The organism is Nonomuraea sp. NPDC050547 (assembly GCF_044457345.1).
Lineage (GTDB): Bacteria > Actinomycetota > Actinomycetes > Streptosporangiales > Streptosporangiaceae > Nonomuraea.
Genome location: NZ_JBITGW010000002.1, coordinates 1 through 12,153, shown reverse-complemented (window position 1 = coordinate 12,153; position 12,153 = coordinate 1). Strand labels below are relative to the sequence as shown.

Sequence of the window (12,153 nt, the reverse complement as noted above, 5' to 3'; positions counted from 1 at the left end):
GACGGCCATATAGGGAAGGTTCCCACTCGTTATGGACACCATGGTGCTGGCCCGCGAGCTTGCGACTCTCGGGCGTCTGGACAACGAGAACTCGACCGAGAGCGTGCTGCGGGGGCTGACCAACGCGGTCGCGGCGGGGGTGCCCGGCTGCTCCGGCGGCTCGGCCGAGCAGTGGCAGGGGGAGCGCGTGCTCGTCGCCAGCTCCCACAGCGAGCTGATCAGTCTCGTCGAGGGCGAGCGGGAACTCGGCGTGGGCCCGAGCGTCGAGGCGCGCCGCACCGGCAGCCCGATCAGCGCTCCCGACCTGCTGCGCGAGCCCCGCTGGCCGGAGTACGCGGGGCTGGCGGTCGGCTGGGGGGTGCGCTCGGTGCTGGCCCTGCCCATCAGGGTCGACCCGGTCCTGCTCGTGGTCGTCCTCTACGCGGTACGGCCCGGCGTCCTGCCCGGCCACGACGCCCACGCCCTGGCCGGCATGCTGGCCGAGCAGGTCAGTGTGGCCATGGCGAACCTGTGGGACTTCGAGCAGGTACGCACCGACGCCGCGCAGATGCAGGAGGCGCTGGCCGGCCGGGCGATCATCGACCAGGCCAAGGGGATCATCATGAAGTCGAGCGGCTGCTCCGCCGAGGCCGCGTTCGAGGAGCTGCGCCGCATCTCCCAGCATCACCAGATCAAGGTCGCCGACCTGGCCAAGCTGCTGGTGGAGGAGCACAGCGGCAACAGCTAGGCGAGGGCGCGCTTGGCGTCCTCCAGCGTGTCGTAGAGCGGCAGCCGGCTGGCCAGCCCGGTGATCCACATCACCTTGGCGGTGCTGTACCGCACGCCGATCAGCGCGAAGCGGGAACCGGCCTCAAGGCTGGTCTGCCACTGGTGCACGATCAGGCCCAGCGCGCGCGAGTCCATGAACGTGACGCCGGACAGGTCCAGGACGAGGTCGGGGCCGGCGGCCGACAGATAGTCGGCGAACTGATCGCGCGTGGTGGCGTCGAGGACACCGTCCACCCGGATCACCGTCAGCCCGTCCTGGGGCGAGGACGTCAGGGTCAGTGTCACGAGGCAACCTTACTGTCACCTGAGATAGGTGGAATACTTCCGGCGAAAGCGGGGATAATCATCCTCGAAGTCCAGCAGAGGGCTTCCGTCTGCAACGCTGTGAGGCGTGCCTCTGCCTGGGCTTTTTCGCTTTTTCCGGGCGGACGGCCGTTCCATGGCTTGGACCAAGGAGCAGCAATGGCTGTGAAGGAATACGCCCTCGAAGAGCTGACCGCCGAACAGCTCTTGGCCGAAACGACCGAGCCGGACACCCCCGACAGCGTCAAGGAGCGGCTGCGTGAACGCATCGTCGAGATGCACCGCCCGCTCGCCATGGAGATCGCCCGCCGCTACCGCTACCGGGGCGAGCCCATCGAGGACCTCCTCCAAGCCGCCTACGTCGGCCTGATGAAGGCCGTCAACGGCTTCGATCCCACGCTGGGCCACGCCTTCAGGGGCTACGCGGTGGTGACGATGACCGGCGAGGTCAAGCGGCACTTCCGCGACCGCACCTGGGCGATCCGGGTTCCGCGCGTCTACCAGGAGCGCCGCTCGGAGCTCAACCGCCTGGTCTCCGAGCTCAGCCAGGACTTCGGGCGTGCGCCCACGGTCGCCGAACTGGCGGCCAAGATGAACATCAGCGAGGAGGACGTCCTGCTCACGCTCGACGCCTCCGCCGCGTACAGCACGCTCTCGCTCGACGCGCCGCTCGGCAGCGACGACGACGCCGCTTCTCTGGGCGATGTCATCCCGGAGACGGACGACTCCCTCAGCAAGCTCGTCGACAGCGAGTCCGTCAAGCCGCTGATCGACGCGCTTCCGCACCGGGAGAAGAACATCCTGCTGCTGCGCTTCTTCGGTAATCTCACACAGGCGGAGATCGCGGCGGAGTTCGGCATCTCGCAGATGCACGTCTCCCGCATTCTCAGAAAGGTCCTCGACCAGTTGCGGCAGGACCTCACCAGCTGATTGGCAGGCCATCGGGTGAACGGAGAGACCGACCCGCGCACGAGGGCGCCCGGCCCCCCGCCGGGTGCCCCCGTGTCCGGATTCGAGTTCACCCTGAGCGGCCTGCCCGAAGTCCGGTTCTTCGCCGAGGCGCGGGCCCGCGAGGCCGGACTGCACGACCACGAGGCGGGCGATCTCGTGCTCGCCGTCAACGAGGTCGCCACCAACGCCGTCACCCACGGCTCGCCCACCGCCCGCGTGCGCTCCTGGAGCGACGGCGGCGACCTGGTCATCGAGATCCGCGACCGCGGCGTCTGGACCGACGAGGACTACGGCCGGACCCGTCCAGCGCCGAACGCCACCCGCGGCATGGGGCTGTGGGTGGCGCGGCTTCTGTCAGCCAGCGTGCAGTTTCATCCTGAGGAGGAGGGGACGACGGTCGTTCTCCGCTTCGCGGGGAAAGGGTGACGCGCTGGTGCCGTTCTCCCGCCGCGAACCGCGGCGGGAGTTCGCTGACGCGTCAGCGCCTGCTACGCCCCCGCCAGGAGCCGGCGGTGCCGCGAATGCTCGCCGTACCGATGCCGGCCTGGTGAAGGGCCAGCAGGCACAGACCGAGCAGCATGAACGTGGTCCCGGTGATGCCGCCCGCGATCCTGGTGTTCAGCAGGTCGAGCAGGAAGCCGAGGCCGAAAATGATCGCTGAGACGATGGCCAGCATGGGGGGTCACTTCCTCTCTGCGAACGCCATCAGGCGCTCCATGACGGATCGGTACTCGCGCAGGGCCAGGCGGAGCTGTTCGGTGTCCTGCTGGCTCTTCCAGCTCTCGCGCATCTCGCCGGCCTGACGGGTGACGTCCTGCAGGAGCTCCTCCAGCAGGTCGTCGGCACGCTCCACGGCGGCCCTGGGGTCGTCCACGAAGCCCGACTGGACGTCGCGCCAGCGGTCGGCCAGCCGGCCGCTCGTGTACGCGCCGTCCCCGAACTCCTGACCGCTCCCCCGCGCCGTCTCGACGGCTGTGGGGTACGGCGGCGCCGGCGGCACGCTGTCGTCGGCCGGCAGGGTGTAGGGCTCGCGGCGCTGGTCGGCCTCGTGTTCCTCGGTCACGTCCACCGGCGCTTCCACCGGAGCTTCCACCGGAGCGGATGAGGGTTGTGTGTCGTACACGGCCCTCGTGTCGTAGTCGTCGTTTCTGGTGTTGCCGTGCTCGGTGTCGTCGTTTCTGATGTCGTCGGGTGCGTTGCTGTCGGGTGCGTTGTCGTCGTCGCGCGGGGCGGGGACGAGTAGTTCGTCCTCGCGGCGGTCATGGTCAGCCATCTCGTCGCCCTTCCCGGGTCGTCTCCTCCAGCAGTTCCTCGAACAGCGCGCGGTAGTGCACCATCGCCTGGCGCAGCTCCTCGGTCGAGGCCTCCTTGTGGGCGGCTCGTCCGCTGATCTGGTGGGCCTGCCGGTAGTGGTCGAGCGTCGCGGCGTGCGCGACCGACAGGTCGGCCAGCCGCTGCCCGTAGTCCTCCGTCGGGTAGCCGCGCTCGGCCATCACCGCGGTGACCAGCTGGTCCGCCTCGGTGACGGCGAAGCCGGGCGCGTCCACGAAGCGCTCCTGCACCTCGGTCCAGCGCCTGGCGTGGGCGTCCCGGGATTCGGGGCTGAGCGGCCGGATGTCCAGCTCGGCGTGCCGCTGCTCACGTGCGAGCATGTCCTGCTCGGCTTCGCGCCGGGTGTCATGCTCGGACATGATGCGCTCATATTCGGGGCCGAACCGCGAACGGAGCTTGCTCCGCTTCTGCTGCTGCAGTACCACGTAACCCACGGCGGCGACCGCCGCCAGGACGATCACGACAACGGCCACCCAGATCCACGTCTCGGCGGTCATCTCTCATCGCCTCCGGTCTCTTTTGGTTGAGACCTTCGGCTGCCCTGAACGAGAGGGTTTATTCGCGGGCCAGGGCCTGTCTGGCGGCGGCGAGCACGGCCGCGACATGCGAGACGCCCGCGACCGGCACCTCCTTGAACCCCTCCGCCGGGTCGTAGGCCACGTCCAGGTCGTTGTCCACGAGCCGCTGCGCCCAGCGCAGGGCGGTGTTGAGCCGCTCCGGCTGGGGCGCTCTGCCCTGCGCGGCCGCCGACAGGTTCCGCAGGTTCGTGGCGGGGCCGGACTGGGTGTGCTCGCGCGCCACCTTCCACGGCAGGGCCGCCTTGTGGTCGAGCAACCCCTTCACCAGCCCGGCCGAACGCTTGGCCTGCAGCACCCCGGACTCGCTGACCCCGAAGTGCCCGGCCAGCTCCGCCACGCTGAGCCCCTGCGCGACGAGCCTCGCCAGCTCGTCCCGGTCAATCGTCGGCCTGCGCCCCAACCCCGCACCTCCGCTCGGCTGTGCGCCCAAGGCTATGACGTCCCGGGCCCGCAGGTGCGGATCCGGGACGTCGTACGGATTTGCCCGGTTCCCCCCGGTTCCCCGCCCTCCGAACACCCTCCACCCCGGACCCTGCCCTACCGAGATGCGGATCCACTTCCCCTGCAGCGCCGCACCGGGGCGGTGGAGCAGCGGCGCGGCGGGGAGCAGAGCGGCACGCCGGCGGGGCGGCGGACCGGGACCCGAGCGGAGCGGCGGCCCCGTAAGGCGGCGGAGCGGCGCGTGGCGGGATGGCACGGCGGCGGGGCGGCGGGGCGGCGGGGGAAGTCTTGTGGTCTCCCCCGAGCCGGGCAGCCCCCGACGTGTCCGAGGTTGTCGGGGGCTGCCCGGCTCGGCCGGGGTGTTCGGGATTCCCGGGGATGGAGGTCAGGGGCGGCAGGGGTCGGGGGTGAGGAGGAGGCTGGAGTCGTTGCCGGTGACGTCGGCGGAGTAGGTGTCGCCGTTGCCGTACGGCAGGACGCGGACCCGGCTGCGGAACAGGATGTTGACGCCCGGCGGCCGCCAGAAGACCACGTACGAGCGGGCGGTCCAGTCCGTGACGGTCAGCGGGGCGCTCCGCGCGGGGGAAGCACTGGTCCACGTGCAGGTCAGGCGGCCGGCCGCGGCTCCGTCGCCGATGCCGAAGTGGCCGACGGAGACGATCCTGCCGAAGCCGCCCAGGGCGGTGACGGTGGCGGTGTGACCGTCGAACCATTGCGAGCCGAGGCTCGTGCCCCAACCGGCCCTGGTCTGGGCGACGTCCGGCCGTTCGCGGTGCTTGGCGGCGGCGAGAGAGGCGTCCACCACGCCCTTGGCCGCGGTCAGGACGCCCGCGTCGCGCAGGGCGCAGCTGTGGTGGCCGTCGGCGAGGCTGGAGCAGGTGGTGATCCGGTTGCCGTCGGCGAGCGGGGACAGGGCCCACCACGGCGGGGCGACCAGGTCGTTGAGGTTGGTGGCGCTGAAGAGCTGCAACGGCACCGCCCTGGACAACTGCCCGCCCTCGCCGAACGAACGCCCTGCCCGCCAGTCGTAGGAGACGGGACTGCGGAAGCCGAACTGGTCCCAGCGCGTGCAGACCTGGGAGAACGTCCAGTCGGGGCCGGGCGCGGCGACCTTGTTGCCGGGGACGGAGATGCCGCAGTAGTTGAGGATGTCCTCGGGCCAGACGCTCCCGCGGTCCTCGGGCCAGAAGCCGTAGAGCGGGGAGTCGATGGTCACGATGGGCGTGGAGGTGTTCGAGGTGTCGGCGGCCCAGCGGGCGGCGACGGTGCCGCCTTCGCTGAAGCCCACCAGCACCACGTTGGCGCCGGGGTGCTCGCGGCCGATCTCCCTGATCTGGCGGTCCAGGTGGGCGGAGGTGGTGCTCAGCGCGGGCCAGGTGTCGGCGCCACCGTAGGTGAGGGGGGCGGCCTGGCCGTTCGGGCCGCGGTAGGAGTACGGGGACCAGTGCAGCCTGGCCCGGTCGGTGGTGTTGCAGCGCTTGGTGACGTTGTCGACCTCGGCCAGGTCGGTGCAGCCGAGCCGGTTGAGCAGGTCGCGGAAGGCGGCGGCCTCGGTGACCAGCTTGTAGGCGCTCTCCTTGGGGGTGACGCCGAACGCCTCGATGCCGCGTAACAGGACGACGACGGTGTCGGCGGGCACGGCCACGGCCTTGGTGACGGTGTCCGGGGCGCCCTGGCTCGGGACGACGGTGAGCGCGGCCTGCCGTTCCGCGCTGTCGGGGTAGGTGTGGCGCACCACCGGGGTGGTGCTCTCCTCGTCGTACGCGCCGTCGTTGTCGAAGTCCCAGCGGTAACGGGCGGTGGCGCCGTCCGGCACGGTGCTGGCCGAGGCGTCGAACCTGATGTCGGTGCCCGACTCCTCCGGCGTGGTGGTGAAGTCGGCGTGCGCCTGGCCGCCGGGGTCGAGCCGGATGGGCCCGGCGGCGTAGCTGTCACCGGCGCCGGTCGAGTTGTCCCTGTCCAGGACGACGACGAGGCTCTCGCTGCCCTGGCCGTCGCCCAGCACGACCGTGCTGCCGTCGGGGAACAGCCGGCTCCACGGCAGGGCCAGCGTGAAGGAGGTCGAGCCGGAGCCGGAGGAGTTCGTGCTCAGCCCCACGCCCGGCACTCTGAGCGCGTTGTCGGGATAGCAGCCCGGCGCCTCCTCCCATGCCTCGACGGTGAAGGTGCGCGAGGGGTAGAGGGTGTCGCTGACCTCGACGTCGACCCTGAGTGAGCCGCCGTCGCGGGTGAGGGTGACGGTTCCGGCCTGCTCCTGGTGCGGGTGGCCGTCGCAGCCGATGCCACCGACGCGGTAGAGAGGCGTGGAGGCCGGTGCGGGGCTGGGCGCCGCCGAGGAGCCGGCGGGCGGCGAGGAACCCGAGGTCGGCGAGGAGGTGGCGGGCGGCGAGGAGGTCACGGTCGGCGATGAGGCCGGGGTCGGCGCGACCGTGGGTGCCGGGGAGACCGTGGGTGCCGAGGAGACCGTGGGCACCGGGGAGGCCGTGGGCACGGCCGAGGTGGTCGCGGGCGGGGTGGTCGCGGGCGGGGTGGTGATCAACCAGCCCAGGACCAGCACCACCGCCGGCAGGACGCGGGAGTCCCCGCTCTTGCGCCGCTTCCGCATCGGGTCACCACCTCCCCAGGATGCGCTCGATGATGTCGAAGGTGACGTCCACGAGGATGCCGAGGATCTTCTTGACGGCCTTGCGGACCAGCCGGGCGATGTCGTCCTCGTCCTTGCGCTTGATGGCCTTGTCGAGCTGCCTGCGGTATTCGGAGTCCTGTCTGCTGCGCTGGTTGACCGCGTACAGGATGTCGTCGTCGCTGATCGTCGCCATGGATCGGCGCTCCTCTCAGAGCTTCGGGGGAAGGGACGGGTCGGACAGGTCGAGCAGCTTGCGGGCGCCGTCCCAGATGAGGAAGTTGCCGAGACCGCGCATGGTGTCGACGGGCACGTCGGCCAGCTGTTCCGCCTCGCCGAGCAGGCGGCGGAACCGGGCGGTGGCGCCAGGGCCGAGCTTGTTGACCACGGCGACCATGAGCTGGGCCAGGTTGAAGCGGAACAGCGCCGAGCAGGCCAGGACGCGGTGGTTGTCGCGCAGCCGGGCGAACACCTCGGCCTCGGCCGGGAAGCGGCGCTGGTAGTTCTGGCACACCTCCGCGCTGACGTAGCCGCGGTAGCGGATGGTGTAGTCGTCGTAGCCGAGCCGGTCGTCGCTGTGGGCGAAGCCGCCGGGGTTGTAGGTTGTGGAGACGAGCGCGTGCGCCCACGGCCGGACGAACACCTCCTCGTAGTGCAGGGCCTTGGCGGCCAGCTTGTCGGCCAGCCGGGCGCCGGGGGCGAAGACGCCGCTGTCGCGGTGCAGGGCGAAGATCCAGGACGGCGGCGTGAGAATGTCCACCTTGGTCATCACGAACGTGAGCTTGTTGGCCAGGGCCGCGCTGTCTGTGCCGCCTGTGCCGCCTGTGCCGCCTGTGCCGCCTGTGCCGCCTAAGAGGCGGCGTAGGCAGGACGCTTCGTAGGTGGTGGATCGGTTGTCGGAGTGAAGCGCCCAGATGACGACGTCACACCCGATGAGTTTCTCCCTATACATCGCCATATAATCGACGTCCGCGCCGACCGATTCCCCTATTCCCGGCATATCCCAAAAAGTAAGGGAATGGCCGGATTTTCCGGGAAGATGAATGGCCTCTGGCTCCTTGGTGACCGGGCGGACGTCACCGGTCGGGAGGTCGGCACCGAAGAGGACGTTGAGCAGCGACGACTTGCCCGCACCGGTCTGCCCCATGATGACCACAGAAAGCGGCTTAGCCGCCTCTTTTTCGTATTTATGCAGAACATCCGCTTTTATGCGCTCTAGTTGCTCGGCCGAGAAATGAGTCGGCGGTGACATCAGCAAACACCCCCGCAATAGGTAGAAACTTCATCGATCGCCGTGTTTACTACTGTGCGGGCCGCTCATTGCAATGATCTTGCATTGATGGGTGGAGACGCTGTGACGTTTGAGATTCGGGTGCTCGGCCGGACGGAAGTGATCGTGGACGGGCGCCCGCAGCAAGTGCCGGGCAAGACCGCGAGACTCCTCACCCTGCTCATCGCGGCGGGAAGGTCCGTCTCGCGGGACATCCTCACCGACGCCCTGTGGGAGGAGGGCAAGGCGCCGCTCAGCGAGGGCATCGCGCCGCTGGTGTCCAGGTTCCGCCCGACCCTCGCGAGAGGCGGGCTCGTCATCAGCTCCAAGCGGGGCTCCAACGAGTACGTGCTCGACGGCGACGTGTCGGAGGTGGTCGACGCCCACCGCTTCGAGTACGCGGTCAAGGAGGGCCTGCTCGGGCTCGGGGCCGGGGACGACGCGCGTGCGCTGGCCGTTCTGGCGAAGGCGGCCGGGGAGTGGCGCGGCCGGCCGTACGCGTCGTGGCAGGAAGGTCTTCCCGAGGCCTGCGCGCGCCACGCGCGCAGACTCGACAGGCTGCGCCTGGACCTCGTGCGCAACCTCGCCCAGACCGCGCTGCGCCTGGCCCGCTACGACGAGGTCGCCGCGCTGCTGGCCGGGCCGGTGGGCGAGGGGCACGACGGCCTGGGCCCGATCTGGCTGCTGCGCTTCATGCGCACGCTGCGCGACGAGGGCGCGGCGGCGGCCGAGAGCCTCCTGGAGGAACGGCACCCGCGCGACGAGGCCGTGGACCGGGCGTTCTCCCTGTTGCTGCTGCACGAGCACGGCGTGGACGTGCACCGGCCGCCGGACGGCACGCGCGCGCGGGAGCGGGCGCCCGAGGTGCCCGGCGAGCTGGTTGGCAGGCAGGAGCATCTCGCCGCCCTGCTCGCGCTCCGAACCGGCCTGCCGGGGCTGCTGGCGGTGCGGGGCGTGCCGGGCGCGGGCAAGAGCAGGCTGCTGGCCGAGCTGACCGCGCGCACGGCGGCCAGCCGTCCGCGCACGGTGGTGGTGAGCTGCCAGGACAGCGGCGAGCTGCAGCCGTGGCGCTCGCTGGCCGGCATGGTGTACGCGCGCCTCCAGCGCGACCTGGGCACGGGCGACAACCCGCTGGCCCCCGCCGACCACCGCACGCTCGTCGACTTCATCTCGGCCATGCCCGGCTCCCCCGCGCCCGCGGGCCTGGAGGACTTCCGGCAGCGCCTGCTGTCGCTGCTGGCCGGCCTGCTGCGCTGGGCGGCCAGGGGCGGCGGGCTGATCGTCGCCTTCGACAACGCGGAACTGCTCAGCCGCGCGGCCTGCGACCTGCTGGTCGAGGTACGCCGCGGGCTCGGCGAGGCGGCCGTGGGCTTCGTGCTGGCGGGACGGCCGGAGGGACCGTGGCGGGAGGCCCCGGCGTCGCCGGTGACCGTGGGTCCGCTGGGCCCGCTCGACGTGGCCGCCTGGCTGGCCGCCGTCTGGGGGCGCGAGCCGTCCGAGCGGGAGGTGGCCGAGGCGTTCCGGCTGACGGGCGGGCTGCCGCAACGGTTGTGCGAGGTACGCGACTCCGAGGGCGAGCTGTCGGTCCTGCCCGGCTTCGGCCGGCGGCCGGGCCCGCTGCTGCCGTGGCTGGCGGCGGCGGCGATCACCTGCGGCGGCGGCGAGATCGACACCGCGCTGGTCGCCGCGGTGCTCGGGCTGGAACCGGCCGAAGCCGACCGGCAGCAGGCCGAGGCCGTCACGCAGCGCGCGGTGGAGGCGCACAGCGGCGTGCGCTTCCGCTACGAGCTGTGGCGCGAGGAGGTCCTGGCCACGCTGGAGGAGGACCCGGCCCTGGCCAGGAGGTTGCACAAGCGGGCGTTCGAGGTGCTCGGTGAGCACCTGCGCACGGCCGAGCGGGTGACCGCGGACCTTCCCGTGCGCATGGCCGTGCACGCCCGCGCGGCCCGCCCCGACGTGCCCGACGAGCAGGTCGCCACCGCCTGCCTGACCGCCGCGCGGGCCGAGCTGGCCGCCTTCGGCGTCGGCTCCGCGCGTTCCTGGGCCGAGTACGGCATACGCCTGCCCAGCGGCCCGGTGACCAGGTTCGGCCTGCTCATGACGCTGGGCGACGTCCGCAACGCCCAAGGCGACATGCACACGGCCGGCGTGCACTACCGCGACGCCCACGACACGGCGGCGGAGCTGCCCCGGCTGCGCGCGAGCGCAGCGGTCCAGCTGGCCAGGCGCTGGACGGACCCCGGGCAGGTCGACGAGCAGTTGCTGCGCCTGCTGCAGGACGCGCTCGAGGCGCTGGCCGACGACGACGAGGAGGAGGCCGCCGACCTGCGTTCCCAGCTCAGCGCGCACCTGGCGCACAAGGCGACGATGGCGGTCGGCCCCGGCACGGTCGCCGGGGAGTGGCTGGACGGGCCGGAGCTGGCCCGCCGTACGCTGGCCGGGTTGCGCCCCGGCTGCCCGCCCGAGGTGCGCTGCGAGGTGCTCAACGAGTGCCGCTGGGGCCTGTACGACTTCGCGCCGCCCGCCGAGCTGCTGGGCATCTCCAAGTCCCTGCACGACGCGGGCATCCGCGCGGGCTCGGCCTATTTCCACAGCGAGGCCCTGGTGGCGCTGGCCATCGACCAGATGCGGCTCGGCGCGCTGCAGTCCGCCGCCGCCCTGGTCGAACGGCACCGCGGCCAGATCGCCGACCATCCGCGCGTCCTGGGCGAGTGGCTGCAGAGCGCCCTCGACACGCTGATGGACCTGTGGCGCGGCCGGTTCGACGAGGCGGCGGCCCGGTTGTTCGGCGAGGCGGAGCGCTCGGTCAAGGAGCTGGAGGAGGCCCGGGTGCTGCCCGCCGGCACCCTGCGCCAGACCTGGGACGGCCAGGTCTACTGGCTGCTGCGCGAGCGCGGCGAGCTGGAGGTGCTGCTGCGCTCCGACCTGGCGGGCCGGGTGGAGCAGCACGGCTACTTCCCGATCTGGCGGGCCGCGCTGGTGCTGGCGCACGCCGAGACCGGCCGGTACGGCGAGGCGATGGACGGGTTCACCGAACTGGCCGACGACACCCGGGGCTTCGCGGCGTTCCCTCCGCACGGCTGGCGGGTGCCGACGCTGAGCCTGCTGGCCGAGTCGTGCGGGAACCTGCACGAGGCCGGCGCGGGCGGGAGCGAGCTGACGGCGCTGGCCGCGCGGGTGTCGGAGCTGTTCACCCCGCACGAGCGGGAGGTCGCGCTGGCCGGGTGGCCGACGGTGCTGATGGGCCCGGCGGCCCGGTTCGGCGCGGTGGCGGCGATGGCCGCGGGCGATCGCGACCTGGCCCTGAGCCGGCTGCGGACGGCGCAGGAGTTCACCGGCGGCATGCGCCCGCAGCTGGCCAGGTTCCGCTACGACCAGGCCAGGGCGCTGGTGCTGGAGGGCCGGCCGGAGGAGGCGGCGCCCCTGGTGGAGAAGGTGCTGCAGACCGCGCTCCCCTGCGGCATGACCTCACTGGCGACACGAGCGCGAGCCCTGCTCGGCCAGCCACCGAACTAGCGCGAGGCCCGTCACCGGCCTAGCTGTACTTGGCCATGATCTTGATGACACGTGGCCATGATTGATTGATCATGAAGAAGACCTCCGGCGTAGTGGAGTTGCTGACTTCACCCACGCAGGAGGTCTTGATGGGTCACGCTAACGCCCGGTTGACGTTCCACGGCAGATGTCTGCTCGTTCGTCGTGTCGTGTTCGACGGGCGTCCGGTCGCGCATGTGGCCGCAGAACTGGGCGTCTCGCGCCAATGCGGGCATCGGTGGGTGCGACGGTTTCGCGAGGAGGGCTGGGACGGGCTGCAGGAACGACGCAGCGGACCCCGCACCTGCCCGCGCCGCACCCCGGCCGAACTCGAGCAGCGGGTCCTGGCGGCC

The 12,153-nt window shown here is 71.5% G+C and carries 13 protein-coding genes and 1 pseudogene; 5 read left to right on the top strand and 9 right to left on the bottom strand.

The genetic code is table 11. The features are described 5' to 3' along the window. Positions 1–31 precede the first annotated feature (31 nt). The gene (locus ACIBHY_RS04570) at positions 32–727 is read left to right on the top strand and encodes an ANTAR domain-containing response regulator (RefSeq protein WP_397256009.1); all 696 of its coding nucleotides are present in this window, start codon (positions 32–34) and stop codon (positions 725–727) included. On the opposite strand, the gene ACIBHY_RS04565 is transcribed toward ACIBHY_RS04570, so the two are convergent. Then, positions 724–1,053 carry an STAS domain-containing protein gene (locus ACIBHY_RS04565; protein WP_397256011.1) on the bottom strand — a complete coding sequence of 110 codons (330 nt, stop codon included), beginning with the start codon at positions 1,051–1,053 and terminating at the stop codon, positions 724–726. The genes ACIBHY_RS04570 and ACIBHY_RS04565 overlap by 4 nt on opposite strands. Before the next feature lie 177 nt (positions 1,054–1,230). Between ACIBHY_RS04565 and ACIBHY_RS04560 the strand changes: the two genes are divergently transcribed. Next, positions 1,231–2,001, top strand: coding sequence for a SigB/SigF/SigG family RNA polymerase sigma factor (locus ACIBHY_RS04560; protein WP_397256013.1), 771 nt, complete (start codon positions 1,231–1,233; stop codon positions 1,999–2,001). 72 nt (positions 2,002–2,073) lie between these two features. Beyond that, a complete protein-coding gene (locus tag ACIBHY_RS04555; protein WP_397256015.1) occupies positions 2,074–2,448 on the top strand; it encodes an ATP-binding protein in 375 nt (124 codons plus the stop codon). A gap of 52 nt (positions 2,449–2,500) precedes the next feature. Here the strand turns inward: ACIBHY_RS04555 and ACIBHY_RS04550 are convergent, their stop codons facing one another. The 8 genes and pseudogenes from ACIBHY_RS04550 to ACIBHY_RS04515 form a co-directional block, all read right to left on the bottom strand. After that, positions 2,501–2,698, bottom strand: coding sequence for a hypothetical protein (locus ACIBHY_RS04550; RefSeq protein ID WP_397256017.1), 198 nt, complete (start codon positions 2,696–2,698; stop codon positions 2,501–2,503). A 6-nt stretch (positions 2,699–2,704) separates the two neighbouring features. Then, on the bottom strand, positions 2,705–3,295 hold the full coding sequence (locus tag ACIBHY_RS04545; protein WP_397305961.1) for a hypothetical protein: 591 nt from the start codon (positions 3,293–3,295) through the stop codon (positions 2,705–2,707). Continuing rightward, complete coding sequence (locus tag ACIBHY_RS04540) at positions 3,288–3,851, bottom strand: hypothetical protein (protein ID WP_397256021.1); 564 nt, start codon at positions 3,849–3,851, stop codon at positions 3,288–3,290. Before ACIBHY_RS04540 ends, ACIBHY_RS04545 begins: the two co-directional genes overlap by 8 nt. Before the next feature lie 58 nt (positions 3,852–3,909). After that, complete coding sequence (locus ACIBHY_RS04535) at positions 3,910–4,332, bottom strand: hypothetical protein (protein WP_397256023.1); 423 nt, start codon at positions 4,330–4,332, stop codon at positions 3,910–3,912. A 426-nt stretch (positions 4,333–4,758) separates the two neighbouring features. Continuing rightward, complete coding sequence (locus ACIBHY_RS04530; RefSeq protein WP_397305960.1) at positions 4,759–6,978, bottom strand: PKD domain-containing protein; 2,220 nt, start codon at positions 6,976–6,978, stop codon at positions 4,759–4,761. A 4-nt stretch (positions 6,979–6,982) separates the two neighbouring features. Beyond that, positions 6,983–7,192, bottom strand: coding sequence for a hypothetical protein (locus tag ACIBHY_RS04525; protein WP_184961307.1), 210 nt, complete (start codon positions 7,190–7,192; stop codon positions 6,983–6,985). Between the two features lie 15 nt (positions 7,193–7,207). Beyond that, positions 7,208–7,948 (bottom strand): hypothetical protein, encoded by a 741-nt coding sequence (locus ACIBHY_RS04520; RefSeq protein ID WP_397306252.1) that lies wholly within the window; start codon positions 7,946–7,948, stop codon positions 7,208–7,210. Further along, a pseudogene (locus tag ACIBHY_RS04515) lies at positions 7,949–8,143 on the bottom strand (GTPase); the annotation flags it as partial. A gap of 207 nt (positions 8,144–8,350) precedes the next feature. On the opposite strand from ACIBHY_RS04515, the gene ACIBHY_RS04510 reads away from it, so the two are divergent. After that, complete coding sequence (locus ACIBHY_RS04510; protein ID WP_397305959.1) at positions 8,351–11,782, top strand: AAA family ATPase; 3,432 nt, start codon at positions 8,351–8,353, stop codon at positions 11,780–11,782. A gap of 128 nt (positions 11,783–11,910) precedes the next feature. Then, positions 11,911–12,153 (top strand): leucine zipper domain-containing protein (locus tag ACIBHY_RS04505; protein WP_397306242.1); only part of this gene is annotated, 243 nt, incomplete at its 3' end.

Excerpts from the sequence above, each read along its gene's own strand:
- ACIBHY_RS04570 (WP_397256009.1), top strand. The coding sequence starts at position 32 with ATGGACACCATGGTGCTGGCCCGCGAGCTTGCGACTCTCGGGCGTCTG.
- ACIBHY_RS04560 (WP_397256013.1), top strand. The coding sequence starts at position 1,231 with ATGGCTGTGAAGGAATACGCCCTCGAAGAGCTGACCGCCGAACAGCTC.
- ACIBHY_RS04550 (WP_397256017.1), bottom strand. The coding sequence starts at position 2,698 with ATGCTGGCCATCGTCTCAGCGATCATTTTCGGCCTCGGCTTCCTGCTC.
- ACIBHY_RS04545 (WP_397305961.1), bottom strand. The coding sequence starts at position 3,295 with ATGGCTGACCATGACCGCCGCGAGGACGAACTACTCGTCCCCGCCCCG.
- ACIBHY_RS04540 (WP_397256021.1), bottom strand. The coding sequence starts at position 3,851 with ATGACCGCCGAGACGTGGATCTGGGTGGCCGTTGTCGTGATCGTCCTG.
- ACIBHY_RS04530 (WP_397305960.1), bottom strand. The coding sequence starts at position 6,978 with ATGCGGAAGCGGCGCAAGAGCGGGGACTCCCGCGTCCTGCCGGCGGTG.
- ACIBHY_RS04525 (WP_184961307.1), bottom strand. The coding sequence starts at position 7,192 with ATGGCGACGATCAGCGACGACGACATCCTGTACGCGGTCAACCAGCGC.
- ACIBHY_RS04520 (WP_397306252.1), bottom strand. The coding sequence starts at position 7,948 with ATGTATAGGGAGAAACTCATCGGGTGTGACGTCGTCATCTGGGCGCTT.